The sequence below is a fragment of the Streptomyces sp. Tu 2975 genome, from assembly GCF_009832925.1.
Taxonomy (GTDB): Bacteria; Actinomycetota; Actinomycetes; order Streptomycetales; family Streptomycetaceae; genus Streptomyces.
Map to the genome: position 1 here is coordinate 491601 of NZ_CP047140.1, position 13896 is coordinate 505496.

The 13896-nt window shown below is 70.5% G+C and carries 19 protein-coding genes and 1 pseudogene; 10 read left to right on the forward strand and 10 right to left on the reverse strand.

Annotated elements, in window-relative coordinates:
* The first annotated feature begins 170 nt into the window (after nt 1-170).
* The gene (locus GLX30_RS02035) at nt 171-731 is read left to right on the forward strand and encodes a hemerythrin domain-containing protein (protein ID WP_159682802.1); all 561 of its coding nucleotides are present in this window, start codon (nt 171-173) and stop codon (nt 729-731) included.
* A 90-nt stretch (nt 732-821) separates the two neighbouring features.
* On the opposite strand, the gene GLX30_RS35800 is transcribed toward GLX30_RS02035, so the two are convergent.
* The 3 genes from GLX30_RS35800 to GLX30_RS02045 all read right to left on the reverse strand — a co-directional run bounded on the left by GLX30_RS35800 (nt 822) and on the right by GLX30_RS02045 (nt 2672).
* A complete protein-coding gene (locus tag GLX30_RS35800; protein ID WP_279632541.1) occupies nt 822-950 on the reverse strand; it encodes a hypothetical protein in 129 nt (42 codons plus the stop codon).
* A gap of 161 nt (nt 951-1111) precedes the next feature.
* The gene (locus GLX30_RS02040; RefSeq protein WP_159682805.1) at nt 1112-1942 is read right to left on the reverse strand and encodes an SDR family NAD(P)-dependent oxidoreductase; all 831 of its coding nucleotides are present in this window, start codon (nt 1940-1942) and stop codon (nt 1112-1114) included.
* A gap of 133 nt (nt 1943-2075) precedes the next feature.
* Nucleotides 2076-2672, reverse strand: coding sequence for a gamma carbonic anhydrase family protein (locus GLX30_RS02045; RefSeq protein WP_159682807.1), 597 nt, complete (start codon nt 2670-2672; stop codon nt 2076-2078).
* A gap of 156 nt (nt 2673-2828) precedes the next feature.
* Between GLX30_RS02045 and GLX30_RS02050 the strand changes: the two genes are divergently transcribed.
* The 3 genes from GLX30_RS02050 (at nt 2829) to GLX30_RS02060 (ending at nt 5357) form a co-directional block, all read left to right on the forward strand.
* Nucleotides 2829-3680, forward strand: a complete 852-nt coding sequence (locus GLX30_RS02050) for an EamA family transporter (RefSeq protein ID WP_159682810.1) — start codon at nt 2829-2831, stop codon at nt 3678-3680.
* Nucleotides 3681-3801: 121 nt separating this feature from the next.
* Nucleotides 3802-4881, forward strand: a complete 1080-nt coding sequence (locus GLX30_RS02055; protein ID WP_159682813.1) for a dihydrodipicolinate reductase — start codon at nt 3802-3804, stop codon at nt 4879-4881.
* The gene (locus tag GLX30_RS02060) at nt 4878-5357 is read left to right on the forward strand and encodes a carboxymuconolactone decarboxylase family protein (RefSeq protein WP_159682815.1); all 480 of its coding nucleotides are present in this window, start codon (nt 4878-4880) and stop codon (nt 5355-5357) included. Before GLX30_RS02055 ends, GLX30_RS02060 begins: the two co-directional genes overlap by 4 nt.
* 37 nt (nt 5358-5394) lie before the next feature.
* On the opposite strand, the gene GLX30_RS02065 is transcribed toward GLX30_RS02060, so the two are convergent.
* Nucleotides 5395-7044, reverse strand: a complete 1650-nt coding sequence (locus GLX30_RS02065; RefSeq protein ID WP_159682818.1) for a GMC oxidoreductase — start codon at nt 7042-7044, stop codon at nt 5395-5397.
* A gap of 85 nt (nt 7045-7129) precedes the next feature.
* A complete protein-coding gene (locus tag GLX30_RS02070) occupies nt 7130-7273 on the reverse strand; it encodes a hypothetical protein (RefSeq protein ID WP_159682821.1) in 144 nt (47 codons plus the stop codon).
* A gap of 235 nt (nt 7274-7508) precedes the next feature.
* On the opposite strand from GLX30_RS02070, the gene GLX30_RS02075 reads away from it, so the two are divergent.
* On the forward strand, nt 7509-7736 hold the full coding sequence (locus tag GLX30_RS02075) for a hypothetical protein (protein ID WP_159682823.1): 228 nt from the start codon (nt 7509-7511) through the stop codon (nt 7734-7736).
* 95 nt (nt 7737-7831) lie between these two features.
* Here the strand turns inward: GLX30_RS02075 and GLX30_RS36030 are convergent, their stop codons facing one another.
* Nucleotides 7832-8251 carry a PP2C family protein-serine/threonine phosphatase gene (locus GLX30_RS36030; protein WP_347879801.1) on the reverse strand — a complete coding sequence of 140 codons (420 nt, stop codon included), beginning with the start codon at nt 8249-8251 and terminating at the stop codon, nt 7832-7834.
* Nucleotides 8252-8262: 11 nt separating this feature from the next.
* Nucleotides 8263-9051 (reverse strand): annotated as a pseudogene (locus GLX30_RS36035) (SpoIIE family protein phosphatase); the annotation flags it as partial.
* Between the two features lie 254 nt (nt 9052-9305).
* On the opposite strand from GLX30_RS36035, the gene GLX30_RS02085 reads away from it, so the two are divergent.
* Both GLX30_RS02085 and GLX30_RS02090 read left to right on the forward strand, forming a co-directional pair.
* Nucleotides 9306-9497 (forward strand): DUF2795 domain-containing protein, encoded by a 192-nt coding sequence (locus GLX30_RS02085; RefSeq protein ID WP_159682825.1) that lies wholly within the window; start codon nt 9306-9308, stop codon nt 9495-9497.
* A 136-nt stretch (nt 9498-9633) separates the two neighbouring features.
* Complete coding sequence (locus GLX30_RS02090; protein WP_244257956.1) at nt 9634-10119, forward strand: AAA family ATPase; 486 nt, start codon at nt 9634-9636, stop codon at nt 10117-10119.
* A gap of 121 nt (nt 10120-10240) precedes the next feature.
* Here GLX30_RS02090 and GLX30_RS02095 read toward each other — a convergent pair whose 3' ends face one another.
* The 3 genes from GLX30_RS02095 to GLX30_RS02105 all read right to left on the reverse strand — a co-directional run bounded on the left by GLX30_RS02095 (nt 10241) and on the right by GLX30_RS02105 (nt 11965).
* Complete coding sequence (locus tag GLX30_RS02095) at nt 10241-10558, reverse strand: DUF2795 domain-containing protein (protein WP_159682828.1); 318 nt, start codon at nt 10556-10558, stop codon at nt 10241-10243.
* A gap of 27 nt (nt 10559-10585) precedes the next feature.
* On the reverse strand, nt 10586-10786 hold the full coding sequence (locus tag GLX30_RS02100; protein WP_159682831.1) for a hypothetical protein: 201 nt from the start codon (nt 10784-10786) through the stop codon (nt 10586-10588).
* Nucleotides 10787-10864: 78 nt separating this feature from the next.
* Nucleotides 10865-11965 carry a glutamate--cysteine ligase gene (locus GLX30_RS02105; RefSeq protein ID WP_159682834.1) on the reverse strand — a complete coding sequence of 367 codons (1101 nt, stop codon included), beginning with the start codon at nt 11963-11965 and terminating at the stop codon, nt 10865-10867.
* Nucleotides 11966-12181: 216 nt separating this feature from the next.
* Here GLX30_RS02105 and GLX30_RS02110 point away from each other — a divergent pair, with 216 nt between their 5' ends.
* The 3 genes from GLX30_RS02110 (at nt 12182) to GLX30_RS02120 (ending at nt 13840) form a co-directional block, all read left to right on the forward strand.
* The gene (locus GLX30_RS02110) at nt 12182-12709 is read left to right on the forward strand and encodes a hypothetical protein (RefSeq protein ID WP_159682837.1); all 528 of its coding nucleotides are present in this window, start codon (nt 12182-12184) and stop codon (nt 12707-12709) included.
* Between the two features lie 241 nt (nt 12710-12950).
* Nucleotides 12951-13406, forward strand: coding sequence for a DUF6098 family protein (locus GLX30_RS02115; protein WP_159682840.1), 456 nt, complete (start codon nt 12951-12953; stop codon nt 13404-13406).
* Between the two features lie 83 nt (nt 13407-13489).
* On the forward strand, nt 13490-13840 hold the full coding sequence (locus tag GLX30_RS02120; RefSeq protein ID WP_159694803.1) for a hypothetical protein: 351 nt from the start codon (nt 13490-13492) through the stop codon (nt 13838-13840).
* The last annotated feature ends 56 nt before the right edge of the window (nt 13841-13896 follow it).

A 13896-nucleotide genomic window follows, 5' to 3' on the forward strand; every position in this document is an offset into this window, starting at 1 on the left:
ACAACTCTGTAACGGATGACCGGGAAACTTCCTGCCGGTGGCGGAACCGCAGGGTGTCCGACGCCTTGTGGGCGCGCCGGAGGGGGGTACGCGCGTTAGTGTCGCCGATGAGGCGCGGCAGCCACGCCCGTGGGGGATCCTTCGCAGCAAGCGAGAGAGGACGCCAGGACATGGCACACGGCGGGAACGTCATCCAGGAGCTGACGGCCGACCACCGAGAGGTCGACCAGATGTTCGCCGAGATCGAGGCCCAGGCCGCCGGAGACGCGCGGCGCCGGGAGCTGGCGGACGAACTGACCAAGGAACTCGTCCGGCACTCCGTCGCCGAGGAGGAGTACCTGTATCCCGCGGTCCGCCGCTTCGTCGACGACGGCGACGACCTGGCGGACGAGGAGATCTCCGACCACGCCCAGATCGAACGCATGCTCAAGGAGCTCGAGGGCTGCCAGGCCGACGATCCCCGGTTCGACACCCTGATCACCCAGTTGAAGTCCGCCGTGACCTCGCATGTCGCCGACGAGGAGAAGCGGCTGTTCCCGCTGCTCGCCGAGTCGTGCAGCGCGGACCTGCTGATGGAGCTGGGCGACAAGGTCCGCAGGGCCAAGCAGAGCGCCCCGACCCGTCCGCACCCCTCCACCCCGGACACCGCAACGGCCAACAAGCTGCTCGCCCCCGGCATGGGCATGGTGGACCGGGTCCGCGATCTCCTGACCGGACGCGCCACCGGCTAGGACCTGTCCGTGCCACGCGCCTGTCCGCCCCGCACCCACATACCCGACCGCACCGCGTACCCGGCCAGTCCGGGTACGCGGTGCCGCACGTCAGACCTGGACGCCCGGTACGCCGTCCTCGACGACGACACTGGCGCGGGTGGAGACGGGAGCACCCGGCCGGGTCACGTACGGCAGGACGCGGAAGTCGCTCGTCCAGCGCTCGGGTTCGACCCGCATCCGCACGTAACCCCGCCGGCCGTTGAAGAAACTGCCGCCGGGATACGGGACTTACGCCCACAAGGTCCTCCTTGGCTGTTCGTCTGCGAACCGCCGGGAAGTCGTTGCGTGAACACGACCCATCGGCCCGGGGGCCGGGCTCCCCCGGCCCCGGCGGCCGCTCACTGCCCGTTGTGCGGCTCTCCGACGAGGCGGTGCGTCAGTTCCATGAGGCGCTTGCGGGCCCCGGCGTCGTAAGCCTGCTCGTGGGCACGGGAGTCGGTGAAGCGGTCGAAGTAGCGGCCCGTCACGCCGGCCACCTCCGGGTCCGTGAGCAGCCGTACGGTGGGCCTGACGCCTTCCTCGACGCCCATGACGGGTGTGAGGCCGTAGTCCCGCACCCCTTGGGTGTCCATCAGGTGTGCCGGGTGCAGGGCGTTGACGGTGACGCCCGTGCCGGCGAGTTCCCCGGCCAGTTCGAAGGTGGCCATGATCAGTGCGAGCTTGCTGCGGCAGTAGGCGCGCAGCCCCTCGTAGCCCTGCTCCAGCATGACGTCGTCGAAGTCGATGCGTTCCTGGCCGATCGAGGCGACGTTGACCACGCGGGCGGGCGCGGAGGACGTCAGCAGGGGCAGCAGGCCACGGACGAGGGCATACGGCGCCAGATGATTGACGGCGAATCGCAACTCGTGGCCTTGCGCGCTCAGTTCGCGCCGCAACGGCTCGGTGCCGCCGCCGGCGACGGCGTTGTTCACCAGTGCGTCGAGCCGCGGTTCGGCGGCCAGGATCCGCGCGGCCATCGCCTGTACCTGGCGGAGGTCCGCCAGGTCGGCGAGGTAGGTGCGCACGGTGGCCTCGGGTGCGGTCGCCCGCACCTCGGCCGCCACCGCGTCGAGGCGTCCCCGGTCACGGCCGTGGAGCAGCAGGGTTCCGCCGCGGCGTGCGAGGTCGAGCGCGATCCCGCGGCCCAGGCCCTGGGTCGCGCCGGTGATCAGAGTGGTGGGTCGGTTCATGCCGGTCATCCTGGTGGGTGTGCCACGGGGCAGGGAGTGTGTGCTGAGCCTGGTGTCATCACCACCAGGCTCAGGCCCGATCCCGGCCATGTGCCCCGGGTGCCTGAACGACCCGGGCACAGGCACCGCCTTGTCAGCCGTTCAGCGGCCGGTCGTCCATGTGGGCTCCGTAGTAGTCCGTCTGTCGGGCCATCAGGGTGCGCATCCCGGTCCCTCGTGGGAGCCCGTAGACGGTGCCCGGGAAGTCGAGATCCCGCTGCTTGTCCCACAGCTCGTCGTGCCGGTCCGGGGAGAACAGCTCGGCCGGATCTCCGGCGGCGATCCACCCGATCGGGAGGACCGTTCCCGGTGCCAGCCGGGAGTTGACGTGCAGCACGCTGTTGATCCGCAACTCGGAGCGGGTTCCGGCCACCGCGCCGGGGAAGATCGACGCACCCGTCGCCACGAACACCTCGTCCTCGACGGTCGCACCGTTGACGTGCGTGTGCGGACCGATGAGCACCGCGTCCCCCAGTACCGCCGGATGCCCCGCCCGGCCGCGGACCAGTGCATGCTCCATCACCACCACGTCCGCTCCCGTGCGCACTTCGCCGTCCTCCGCGGTGAGGACCGCGCCGTGCAGCACACGCGCCCGCTCCCCGAGGACGACGGCTCCGCACAGGACGGCCGACGGAGCGACACAGGCGGACGGGGGGACCACAGGGCTCCTGCCGCGGTGTTCGATCAGCATGTCCCCGAGACTAGGGTCTCTTCCTTCGGCTCGGGCCGGGCTCGCGGGTCCGGCACGCCGGAGAGGCCCTGCCGCGGGCGAGGCGTCGACCTGCCGGTGGTACATCCGAGGCGCGGGAACAACATCCCGGCGTCCCGGCGGGGCACTGTGAGCAGGATGGGTGCACTTCTCGCGCTGGCCTCGGCATTCTGTTACGGCGTCGTCGACTTCGCCGGCGGCCTGCTGTCCCGCAGGGTCCATTTCGCCGTGGTCACGTTTCTGGGTCAGGTCGGCGGTCTGCTCCTCGCGCTGGTCGCCGCGCTCGTCATGCCCGCGGACTCCGTCCGTGCCGCCGACATGCTGTGGGGCGCGCTGTCGGGTGCCGGAAGCGGGACGGCCATGCTGTTCCTCAACCGGGGCCTGAGCCGTGGGTCGATGAGCGTCGTAGTGCCGGTGAGTGCCGTGACGGGTGTGGCTCTGTCCGTCCTGTGCGGCGTGTGGTTCCTGGGAGACCGGCCGACCGCCGCCGCTTGGGCGGGGATCTGCGTCACCGTACCGGCACTGTGGCTGGTCGCCGGTGGCGGCAGGGGCGCACGGGACGGCGGAGAGCCGACGCTGACCGGGCACGGGGCGGCGGACGGTCTGATCGCCAGTGCGGGGGTGGCCGTGCAGTACATCGGCCTCGCCCAGGCCGACGCCGTCAGCGGGCTGTGGCCCGTCGCCGCCGGCCGCCTCGCCGCCGTCGTCCTGCTCGTACCCGGCGCGTGGCGACACGCTTCCGATTTCCGCCGGCCCGCGCGGGTCCATGCGCAGGCACTCACCATCGGAGCGGGAGCGGCCCTCGCCCTGATCCTCTATCTCTGGGCGGCGCAGCAGCAGATGCTGGCCGTCGCCGTCGTCCTCGCCTCCCTCTACCCGGCCGTCCCCACGGTCCTCGGGCTTGCGCTGCTGAGCGAGAGGGTCACCCGATGGCAGGCGGCCGGGCTCGTGAGCGCAACGGCTGCGGTCGTCCTTCTCACTCTTGGCTGACGGTCGCTTCGTCCCGGGCCGTGGGCCGTACGGTCCGACAGGACCGGCCGGAAGACGCCCGGTCGAATGCCCATCGTCATGGCTCTAGGAACCTTCAGGCGCCGGCGTTACCCTCCGGCGCATGATTTCCACGGTGGTCTGGGGAACAGGCAACACAGGCCGTGCGGCGATCCGTGCCGTGGCGGCCCACCCCGCGCTGGCACTCACCGCCGTCATCGTCCACAACCCTGACAAGGTGGGCCGTGACGCGGGTGAACTGGGCGGTCTCGGCCACCGGCTGGGGATCGCGGCGACCGACGACATCGAAGCGGTGCTGGCCGCCGGTCCGCGTGCGGTGGTGTACGCGGCGACCGGGGACGTCCGCCCCGACGAGGCGCTCGCCGACGTCGTCCGGGCGATCAGGGCCGGGGCCGTCGTCGTCACCCCGTCGATGTACGCCCTCTACGACCCGCGGAGCGCCCCCGCGGAGTTACGGGACCCGGTACTCGCCGCCGTCGAGGCGGGCGGCGGCTCACTGTTCGTCTCCGGCGTCGATCCCGGCTGGGGCAACGACGTGCTGCCCCTGCTGATCAGCGGGCTCGGCACCACCGTGGACGCGATCCGCTGCCAGGAGATCTTCGACTACTCCACCTACGACCAGCCCGACTCGGTCCGGTATCTGATCGGCATGGGGATGCCGATGGACTACGCGCCGCCGATGCTCGCGCCGACGGTCCCGACCATGGTGTGGGGCGGGCAGGTACGGCTGATGGCCAGAGCCCTCGGTGTGGAACTCGACGAGATCCGCGAGACCTTGGAACGCTGTCCGCTGGACGCCACCGTGAGCACCAGGACGATGGGCGGGTTCGAGGCGGGCACCCAGGGCGCGGTGCGTTTCGAGGTGCAGGGAATCGTCGGCGGCGAACCCCGCATCGTCGTCGAGCACATCACCCGCATCCACCCGTCCTGCGCGCCCGGCTGGCCGGCGCCGCCCGACGGCACGGGTGCTCACCGGGTGATCATCGAGGGCCGTCCGCGGATCGAGGTCACGGTCGAGGCCACCGACGAGGACGAGAACCGGTCCGCGGGCGGCAACGCCACCGCGGTGGGCCGGCTGGTGAGCGCCGTCGACTGGCTCGTGGACGCGCCGCCGGGCCTGTATGACGCGCTCGACGTCCCCCTGCGCCCCGCGGTCGGCAGACTGGGAAGGACACGACGATGAACATCGACATCCCCGAGGGCAGGAACCCGATCGAATACGTGTGGGGAGAGATGGTCCCCGGAATCGGCACTGCCGCCTCCGGCTTCTCCCTGGCCGTGTACGCCCACACCACCCTCGGCCTGCGGGAGTTCGAGGCCGCACGGCTGCGGATCGCACAGATCAACGGCTGCTCCTTCTGCCTCGACTGGCGGACCGAACGCGACGGCCGAACGGTGGAGGACGACTTCGCCGACGCGGTGACCGGTTGGCGCACCACCGACGCCTTCGACGACCGCACCAGGCTGGCCGCCGAGTACGCGGAGCGGTACGCCACCGACCACCACGGCCTCGACGACGAGTTCTGGAGCCGGATGACCGCGCACTACGGTCAGACCGAGATCGTGGAGCTGAGCATGAGCATCGGCGCGTGGCTGGTGTTCGGCCGGCTCAACCATGTGCTGGGGCTGGACACCATGTGCGTGCTCCCCGGGCACTGAGCCGGCCGAGGCGGGCCGGTCGCACCGGCTGCCGCCGTCACAGGTCCATGGCGATGATCTTCTCGATGTTGCGCTCCGCGAGCGCCGTGATGGTGACGAACGGGTTGACGCTGGTGTTGCCGGGGATCAGTGAACCGTCGATGACGTACAGCCCCGGATGGCCGTGGAGACGGCCGTAGTTGTCCGTCGCCCGGTTCAGTACGGCACCACCCAGCGGGTGGTAGGTGAGATGGTCGCCCCAGATCTTGTATGCGCCGAAGAGGTCGGTCCGGTAGATCGTCCCCTCCTTGGCGTTGATCCTGTCGAAGATCGTCCTGGCGGCGTCGATGGAGGGCTGTTTCCATGCGGTCTGCCAGTCGAGGACGACCTTGCCGGCGGCCGCGTCCCAGGAGAACGCGGCGCGGTGCGGGTTCTTGGTGATGGACAGGTAGAAGGACGCGTAGGTCTCGATCCCGGTGGGCAGGGGCGCGACTTCCGCGAAGGCGCCGCCGGCCCGCCAGTTGTCGATGCCCGCGGTGGGCATGGACGACTGGAGTCTGCCGGTCGCGTCCCACATGTGGTTGGCGCGGCCGCACATGACATTGCCGTTGTCGCCCCAGCCTTTTCCGATCTCACCGTTGAGCCCGGGCAGTACGCCGGTCGCCTTCAGCCGGGTGAGCAGTTTGCCGGTTCCGACGCTGCCGGCCGCGAAGAACACCTTGTCCGCGGTGACGGCCTTGACCGTGGTGACGTCGCCGCCGGTGTTCAGCTGTTCCATGACGACCGTGTAGCCGCCGCCGGCCGGGGCGACCGAGGTGACCTTGTGCAGCGGCGAGACGAAGACTCTGCCCGTCGCCGCGGCACGGGCGAGGTAGGTCTTCGGCAGCGATTTCTTGCCGTGGTTGTTGCCGAAGAGGACCTCGCCCTCCAGGGCGGACGCGGGAACGTTTCCCGCGGCCTCCTGCTTGAGGTAGTCCCAGTCGTACACGCCCGGCACCAGGACGAACGGGAAGCCGGAACGCTCGGCGTGCTTCCGCCCGACCCGGGCGTACCGGTAACAGTCCGCGGACTCCCACCAGCCCTGGTCGACGACGCCGACGCCCAGCGCGGCGTTGGCGCGCGGGTAGTAGATGTCGTACATCTCGTCGGCGTTCACCGACGGCAGGACCGCCGGGAAGTTCTCTCGCCGGGGTGTCACGGCCATGCCGCCGTTCACCAGTGACCCCCCGCCGACACCGCGGCCCTGGTAGACCGTGATGCCGCCGAACTCCTCCGCGTCGAGGATGCCGGTGTAGCGGGGGACGTCCTTGTCCAGCGGGAAGCCGAGGAAGTTACTGAGCGGCTGCTTGGTCCTGGTGCGCAGCCAGAAGGAACGGTGGTCGGGCCTCGTGGTGTTGGCGAATATCCTGCCGTCCGGTCCCGGGGTGTCCCAGGCCGCCCCCATCTCGATCATGTGGACGTCGACGCCCGCACGTGCGAGGCGCAGGGCGGCGACCGAGCCGCCGTATCCGGTGCCGATCACCAGAGCGGAGACGTGCGCCCCGTCGGGGATCGGGGCGGCCTGGGCGGGAAGGGCGGACGTCGTGTGGGCGGTGGCGGAGCCGTGACCCGTCAGGATCGCGGCCCCCAGAATAGAACCGGTTCCTGTGATGAGCTGACGACGCGACGGGCCTCTACCATGCGGGCCCGATAAGGGCGCAGCGTTCATGTGACGTTCCTCACTCTTGAGTGAATGGGAACACGTTCTACTGCCGCGCATGCATGAAGTCACGGCATACCTGAAGGTAACTTCGTCAGTCCCGAGGCAGCGGGCGTTGCCGGAACAGGGACGCGGGCACGGCGTCGGCGAGTCCTGATACCCCGCCGGGGACCTCGTGGAGCTGCGGATGCACGGCTCCTGTCAGCGACGACGTCGCGGTGACGACCGCGGCGACCATCTGAGGAGCACCGGTTCGTCAGGTGACCCGGGAAACCCTCCCAGCGGGTCCGGCGGCCGGGCATCAGACGGGTGTCGGGCATCGAGGGCCCTGCGTCCGACTGTCGCTCGCCACGGCCTCACCCCGTGACTGCCACCCGGCCCGGACATGCGTCCTCGGCAACGGGGTACACCGAACACACATGTCCGAAGCAGGAACAGCTCTCCGTCCGGAACGGGAAGGGAGTGCAGCGTCCATGGCCGGAACCGAGAAGTCTCCGCAGAACGACCGGGAACGCCACCAGGACAGGGAACCCGAGGAACGGGCCGACCGCGGCCCGGGAGCGCACTCGGGACGCGAGCAGCAGCCACAGGAGCGGACGGTTCCTGGGACAGCGAGCGCCGCTGAGGGTTACAACTCCCGTGGTACGGGCAGCGGTGAACCCTTGCAGGGCGTACAGAAGGACGACGAAGAGAGCTCTTGACGGACCGGCCGGCCGTGCGGCTGTGCAGCCGCACGGCCGGCCCCGGTCCCATCCCGTCCCGTCGAACCGTCCGATGAGTCGTTCTTCAGGCGGTCTCACTGGCCCGGCAAGGGCACTCCTGCCACCGGGGCGGTGCTCGCGGTGGAGAGTGTCTCCGGACCGAGCCATTCGCACACCAGGATGGTGGCGTCGTCCTGGAGCCGGTCGTTGTGGTGCTGCCGGAGCGCGCGCATGAGCCGGCGCAGGGTTTCCGGCACCGGCAGGCCGTCGGCGTGGTGGCGGATCAGGAAGTCGACGAAGGCGGTGAGTCCGAACTCCACACCCGCTGCCGTGCGTGCTTCCGTGATGCCGTCGGTATAGAGGACGATGCGGTCGCCCGGCTGCAGCTGCTCCCGGCACACCGTGGTCGGCAGGTCCAGGTCGCTGCCCATGGGGTGGGACGGAGGGCATTCCAGCAGGCTGCTCCACCGTCCGCCGCGGATGACGACAGGGGGGTGATGCCCCTGCTGGTCCAGGTGAGGACGCCGGTGGAGGTGTCGAGGTCGGCGAGGATCGCGGTGACGTAGCGGTTGTGCCCGAACTGGTCGAGGATCACCGTCTCGATGGCGTCTCCCAGCTCCGCCAGCCTGGCTCCCTGTCGGCGGCGGTTACGGCAGGCCCCGACGGCGAGGTTCGCGGTCAGACCGGCCGCGGTGTCGTGCCCCATGGCGTCGAAGACGGACAGGTGGACGATGTCCCCCGCGGTGGCGTAGTCGTAGGCGTCGCCGCTCACCTGGTAGGCGGGCTCCATCACGGCTCCGATGGTGACCCGGCCGTCCGCGTAGGTGCGCGGCGGCATCAGCTGCCACTGCATCTCCGCCGCGACGTTCATCGATCTGCTGCGGCTGAGCCGGGCGTAGGAGTCACTCGTGACCCTGCAGCTGACCACCAGCATCGCCACCAGCGAGGCCAGCGCCAGCAGCGTCTCCTGGGCACTCTCGTCGTCGGCCGCCGAGGCCACGTGCAGCACGCCGAGCCGCTCGGTGCCGTCGAGCAGCGGGATCCACCATGAGTGTGCGCCGTCCGTGCCGGTCGCCGTGAGGCGGCCGTACTGGTAGGCCCGCCCGGCCACGGAACCCTCGACGGGCACCTCCGTCGGGTGTTTCCTCTGGGGCGGCCGGCTCTCCGCCGGGAACAGCCGCAGCACATCGCGCTGGAGATCGCCCAGATAGATCTGGACATCGGTGAACCCCGCGGTGGCCGCGTGCCGGGACACCAGCCCCGGCAGGTGGTCGAAGGACATCACATGGCTGTCGGAGAGCAGTCCCACCAGCATGCGCCGCACGTCCGCGTCCCGGTCGCTCACGTCCCCACGCACCCTCTTCCATGAACCGTCAGGAACCGATGGGCCTCATGCCTGGTCCTTTCCACGGTCCCACACCGAAGGCCGGTGCCAGAGGCGAGGCACGGTCGTCGATCGCCCCGCTATCGCCCCCGTCCGAGTCGCCGGAGCGGCGGGCCGCGCTCCATTGGTGTGACTCCGGTGGCATCCGGTGTCGGTCACCGACAGCCAGGGGTATCCATCGGCGCATGGACGTGAACCCCATCGAAATGCAGAAGGCCCTCGGCGGCGTGAACTACCCCGCGTCGAAGGAAGAGATCGTCGACCAGGCGAGCAAGCACGGAGCGGGCAAGGACATCATGTCCGCCCTCGACTCCCTGCCGAGCAAGAGGTACGACTCGCCGGCCGCCGTGAGCAAGGAGGTCGGCAAGGAATCCTGAGCCGGCCGTTCACCGGCCGCACTCCGAACCGCGGCCGCGCACCGTCCCGACCCGGACGGTGCGCGGCCGCGACGTTGTGCAGCAGACGCCCGCCTGAAGAAGCGAACAGCGGGACGCCGGTGAGAGGCTCGACGAAGTGGACACGAACAGCGCACGACCGGAGATGGCGGTCCTCGTCGGGCTGCAGGCGTCGGGGAAGTCGAGCTTCTACAGGGAGCACCTATCCGGACGCCACGCGCTGGTGAGCAAGGACCTGTTCCCACGCTCGGCCCGGCGCAAGCAGCATCGGCAGATGCGGCTCATCGAGGAATTGCTCGCGTCCGGGACCTGGGTGGCCGTCGACAACACCAACCCTTCGCCCGACACGTGGACGCCGCTCATCCGCCTCGCCCGTGCTCACGGTGTCCGGGTGACGGCGTACTGGTTCCCCCCGGACCTCACCGGTTCCCTACGGCGCAACGCGGCGCGTGAAGGCCGGGCACGCGTACCCGACGTCGGGATCCACGCCACGCGCGTCCGTCTGCGCGAGCCGACGACCGCGGACGGCTTCGACGCCGTGGTGGAGGTCCGGTTCGACGGGGAGGGCGGCTTCGCGACGAGACACGTGGGGCCGCCGGACTGACCGGGGGTGCAGCCGCTGCGCGGCCACCGTGGAGGGCTGACCGACCGGCCGGCGGCGGACCGCCGGCCGGTGGGCTTCAGCATTCAGGATCGTTGCGCTCCTCGGCGTCCGCAGTCCCCGCTCACTGGTCCAGTTCCTCCTGGATCGGCGTCTTCGGCGCGTCACGCAAATGCTCCGACAAGCCCGGCTTGCCGCCCTTGCGCGCCTGTTCGGCCTTCTGGCTCGCGGTGTGTCCGAGGTCCGAATCCGGATCCGTCCGGACCGAACGCGCCACGTCGTCCCGGCTGTCGTACTGCTCGGGCGGGATGCCGCGCAACGCCTTGACGACCTCTTCCGAGGCGCCGGCCCCGCGTGCCGCCGACGTCAGTTTCTCCTTGTCGGCCGGGAAGTCGACGTCCTTGATCGCTTTCAGTACCTCCGGCACGTTGGTGTGCGCCATGGGAAACCTCCTCGCTCCCGCGCGCGGCTACTTTTCGTAGTCCTCGGGCTTGACCCCGGCATCGTCCAGTGCCTCACGCATGGTGCTCCCGGACGGTCGGCGTTCCGCCTGTGCCTCGTTCCGGCCCTGCTCGGTGTCTGTCGCCGATTTCTCGGCCGCCGCCGATTTCTCCGTGACGACCTCGTCGGTCGTTCGCGTCTTGGGCCGGTTCTCCTCGGGCACGGTCATCGTGCGTTCCTCCCGTTCGATCATCGCCTCACGCCGCACCGGGTACCCGGAAACCGCACGTCGAACATGGGCCAGGCCTCACGGTGCGGTGGTCTCGGAGGTGATCATGTCGATCACCGCTCTGAGGCCGCCCTCCGCGAGCGCCCGTCGCTGGCGGTCGGCAGGGGTGCCCTGCTGGAGAAGCCGATGCACGAGTGAGATCACCTCGCGGGTGTCGCCTGCGGCGTCCAGCGCGGGCGTGATGTGCTCGATCAGCTGCGCGACGACGTCACCGGCGCTGCGGCGCTCGCCCTTCGCCGTGATCAGGTGACCACTGAGGCCGTAGCGGGCTGCCTGCCAGTTCGCCGCCTGCATCACCTCCGGAGCGATGGTGGGCGCCGGCGTGCCCGCCGCCGTCTCGTGGATGGCCGTGACGACCAGTGCCCGCACGATCCCGGCGAACATGACCGCCTCGTCGGCCCGCAACTGCACGTCGGGGCACCGTACCTCCACGGTGGGGAAGCGCTCGGACAGCCGGACCTGCCAGTACAGCTGTCCCTTGTCGGAGATGATCCCGCTGCCGAGCAGCGCCTCGACCCGTTCCCTGTGGTCGGTGAGGTCACGGAAGGCGGGCGGCGGGCCGCTCACGGGCCAGCGGCCGAAGATCAAGGTGCGCCAGCTGGCGAAGCCGGTGTCCTGCCCGTCCCACAGCGGCGAGTTCGCGGACATGGCGACAAGGACGGGCAGCCAGCCCCGCAGCCGGTTCAACACGGCCACGCCGACTTCCGGGCTGGGGACCGCCGCATGGATGTGCATGCCGCTGACGAGCTGCTCCGCGACCAGTTGCGGCGCCTGCACCCGCATCGCCCGATAGCGTGCCTGCTCGGTCACCGGCGCGGCGACCGGCCCTCTCCTCGGCGGTGTCCCGCACGCCGCGAGCCGGCACCCGTTGGCCTCCGCGGCGGCGCCGACCGCGTGCCGCAGGCGCAGCAGGTGACCGCCGGCTTCCTCGAGCCGGGTGCAGACGGAGGTGGCGACCTCGATCTGCACCTGCAGCAGCTCGGACTGCAGCTCGCGTTCGTCGACGAGCGGTTCGAGGCCCGCGGCCGCACGGACCTGCTCGGCCATCGGTACCGGCACCCCCGTCTCCGCGTCGAGCAGCAGGTACTCCTCTTCCACGCCCAAGGTCACCGGCTCCATGGGGGTCAGTGTCGCGGGACGGGCGCCGTGATCGGCGGACGACACAGTGATTTGCCCGAAAGCAGGAGCCCGAAGCGCGTCAGTCGGGCGGAGCGGTTCCCGGCCCAGGTGTGGCCGAGGCCACTGCCGGCCCGTGACCCACGCCATTTCCCCTGGTGACCGCCGGGGATAGCGTTGCCGCGCACATCGCTCCCCAGGTACACATCGGACGCCACAGTGCACGCAGACCTGACCTCGCTCATAGCGGCGACAGCCCAGTGGATGTCGCGCGCCTTCCCGTCGGGAGGTGGCGTGATGGATTCCGCCCTTTCCCACGCGCAGGCGCGTCAGGCGGTGACCGTGGCCGCGTCGCTGCGCTATCCCACGCCCGTCGACGCGGCTCTGGTCGCGGTCGCGGGGGCGGGAGGGTCCGCCCGGCTGGACTGGATCACCGGCTCCGACGGGGCGGGGCTCGACGAGGCCGAGGAGTCCGCCTGGCGCACCTGGGTGGACGAGGTCGTCGCCAGCTGGGCGGCCTGTCTCCTCGCCAGTCCGGAGCTGGCGTCGACGGCGGTGGCCGCGCTCGGCGACGGCGGGCACGGCGGTGGAACGCCGTCCGGGTTCCGCCGCCTGATGGAACCCGACGAGCACGACCGGCGCGCCGGTGCCCTGCTGCGCCACCCGGACCTTCTCGAACCCGTTGCGGAGCTCCATCGGTCCGCCCTTCTGTCCCGCCTGTGCGCGGGGCCGGCGATGACCGCCTGAGTCGCCCATCACCTGGGAGGCCCCGCGGACCGGGCCCAGCTCCCCCTGCCCTGTCCCCCGGGCCGCGGTGCACGGCCTCCGCGCGCCGGACCTCGCAGCTCGATGGCGTTCGTCGTGATGATCCGGCACGGTGAGGGTGGGTCGCCGCACGGTCCCGACAGGGCGCCGCCGACCATCGGCGACGTGCTCGCGGCCTGTCGCACACATCCGGTGGGCCGGGCCGGGCAAGAATCGAGGGGACATGAGCCAGAACGACGCAATGCCCACCTTCGAAAGCATCGAGGCGCTGACGGAACTGGTCACGGCCCGGCAGGGCCTGTACGTGCGGTGGTCGCGCGGACCTGAGCCGGACCTGGGATCGGTGTCCAGCACCGACGACCTCACGGGCGCACCCATGCCGGGCCTGTCCGCCAGCCCGCTGGACGTGGAGTCCTGGTGGGGCGACCGGCCCGTACGCACGTGGGTCGCCCGCCGGCTGTACGACTACTCCCACCTGCCTCGGGTCAAGGACGAACGGGCCCGGCCGTGGGTCCTGCACGGCAGTGAGGCAGGCCGCGGTCCGGACAACGAACCTCTTGTCCGCGATGTGGAACCCCTCGGCTGGATCGCCGACGACGTCATCAGCGAGGCGACAGCCGTGATCGAGCGGCAGCCGGGGCGCTGGGGCCCGCTGGACCGCGACGCGCAGACGCCCTGAGAGGGCTGGGGCGCATCACGGCACGCGGACCGGGCAGGCTCTGACTGGAGATCGCCATGCGACACACAACATCGGAGGCAGTGATGTTGTCCCACGCTTTCGAGGACGGCGTTCTGGTCGTCACCCTGCACAGCGCCACCGACATCGGCCGAAGACCGGCACTGTCGCAGGAGATAAGCGACCTGGTGCACGCCTACCGGCCGAGTCCGGTCGTCGTCGTGCTCGAGGAGCCGGCCACCGGCGGCATCAGTGTCAGCGCCGTACTGAAGGCCCACCGCATGTGCAACCACCTCGGTGTACTGATCTCCGTCGCCACGCACAGCGCACCGGCGCGACGCCTTCTCGAGGCGAACGCCGACACCAGTGGCACCCGGCTCGTCGTCCACGCCCGCACCGACACGGCGATCCTGTCGGCGGTGTCGGCGGCGGCCTGACAGCAACGGCCGCGGGGAGTCGAAACGCCCCTAGGCAGGACCCACCTCCCCAGGGC

Excerpts from the sequence above, each read along its gene's own strand:
- GLX30_RS02060 (WP_159682815.1), top strand. The coding sequence starts at position 4,878 with ATGAACATCGACATCCCCGAGGGCAGGAACCCGATCGAATACGTGTGG.
- GLX30_RS02070 (WP_159682821.1), bottom strand. The coding sequence starts at position 7,273 with ATGGTCGCCGCGGTCGTCACCGCGACGTCGTCGCTGACAGGAGCCGTG.
- GLX30_RS02055 (WP_159682813.1), top strand. The coding sequence starts at position 3,802 with ATGATTTCCACGGTGGTCTGGGGAACAGGCAACACAGGCCGTGCGGCG.
- GLX30_RS02075 (WP_159682823.1), top strand. The coding sequence starts at position 7,509 with ATGGCCGGAACCGAGAAGTCTCCGCAGAACGACCGGGAACGCCACCAG.
- GLX30_RS02035 (WP_159682802.1), top strand. The coding sequence starts at position 171 with ATGGCACACGGCGGGAACGTCATCCAGGAGCTGACGGCCGACCACCGA.
- GLX30_RS02120 (WP_159694803.1), top strand. The coding sequence starts at position 13,490 with ATGTTGTCCCACGCTTTCGAGGACGGCGTTCTGGTCGTCACCCTGCAC.
- GLX30_RS02085 (WP_159682825.1), top strand. The coding sequence starts at position 9,306 with ATGGACGTGAACCCCATCGAAATGCAGAAGGCCCTCGGCGGCGTGAAC.
- GLX30_RS02105 (WP_159682834.1), bottom strand. The coding sequence starts at position 11,965 with ATGGAGCCGGTGACCTTGGGCGTGGAAGAGGAGTACCTGCTGCTCGAC.
- GLX30_RS02095 (WP_159682828.1), bottom strand. The coding sequence starts at position 10,558 with ATGGCGCACACCAACGTGCCGGAGGTACTGAAAGCGATCAAGGACGTC.
- GLX30_RS02115 (WP_159682840.1), top strand. The coding sequence starts at position 12,951 with ATGAGCCAGAACGACGCAATGCCCACCTTCGAAAGCATCGAGGCGCTG.
- GLX30_RS02040 (WP_159682805.1), bottom strand. The coding sequence starts at position 1,942 with ATGAACCGACCCACCACTCTGATCACCGGCGCGACCCAGGGCCTGGGC.
- GLX30_RS02050 (WP_159682810.1), top strand. The coding sequence starts at position 2,829 with ATGGGTGCACTTCTCGCGCTGGCCTCGGCATTCTGTTACGGCGTCGTC.
- GLX30_RS35800 (WP_279632541.1), bottom strand. The coding sequence starts at position 950 with ATGCGGGTCGAACCCGAGCGCTGGACGAGCGACTTCCGCGTCCTGCCG.
- GLX30_RS02065 (WP_159682818.1), bottom strand. The coding sequence starts at position 7,044 with ATGAACGCTGCGCCCTTATCGGGCCCGCATGGTAGAGGCCCGTCGCGT.
- GLX30_RS02045 (WP_159682807.1), bottom strand. The coding sequence starts at position 2,672 with ATGCTGATCGAACACCGCGGCAGGAGCCCTGTGGTCCCCCCGTCCGCC.
- GLX30_RS02100 (WP_159682831.1), bottom strand. The coding sequence starts at position 10,786 with ATGACCGTGCCCGAGGAGAACCGGCCCAAGACGCGAACGACCGACGAG.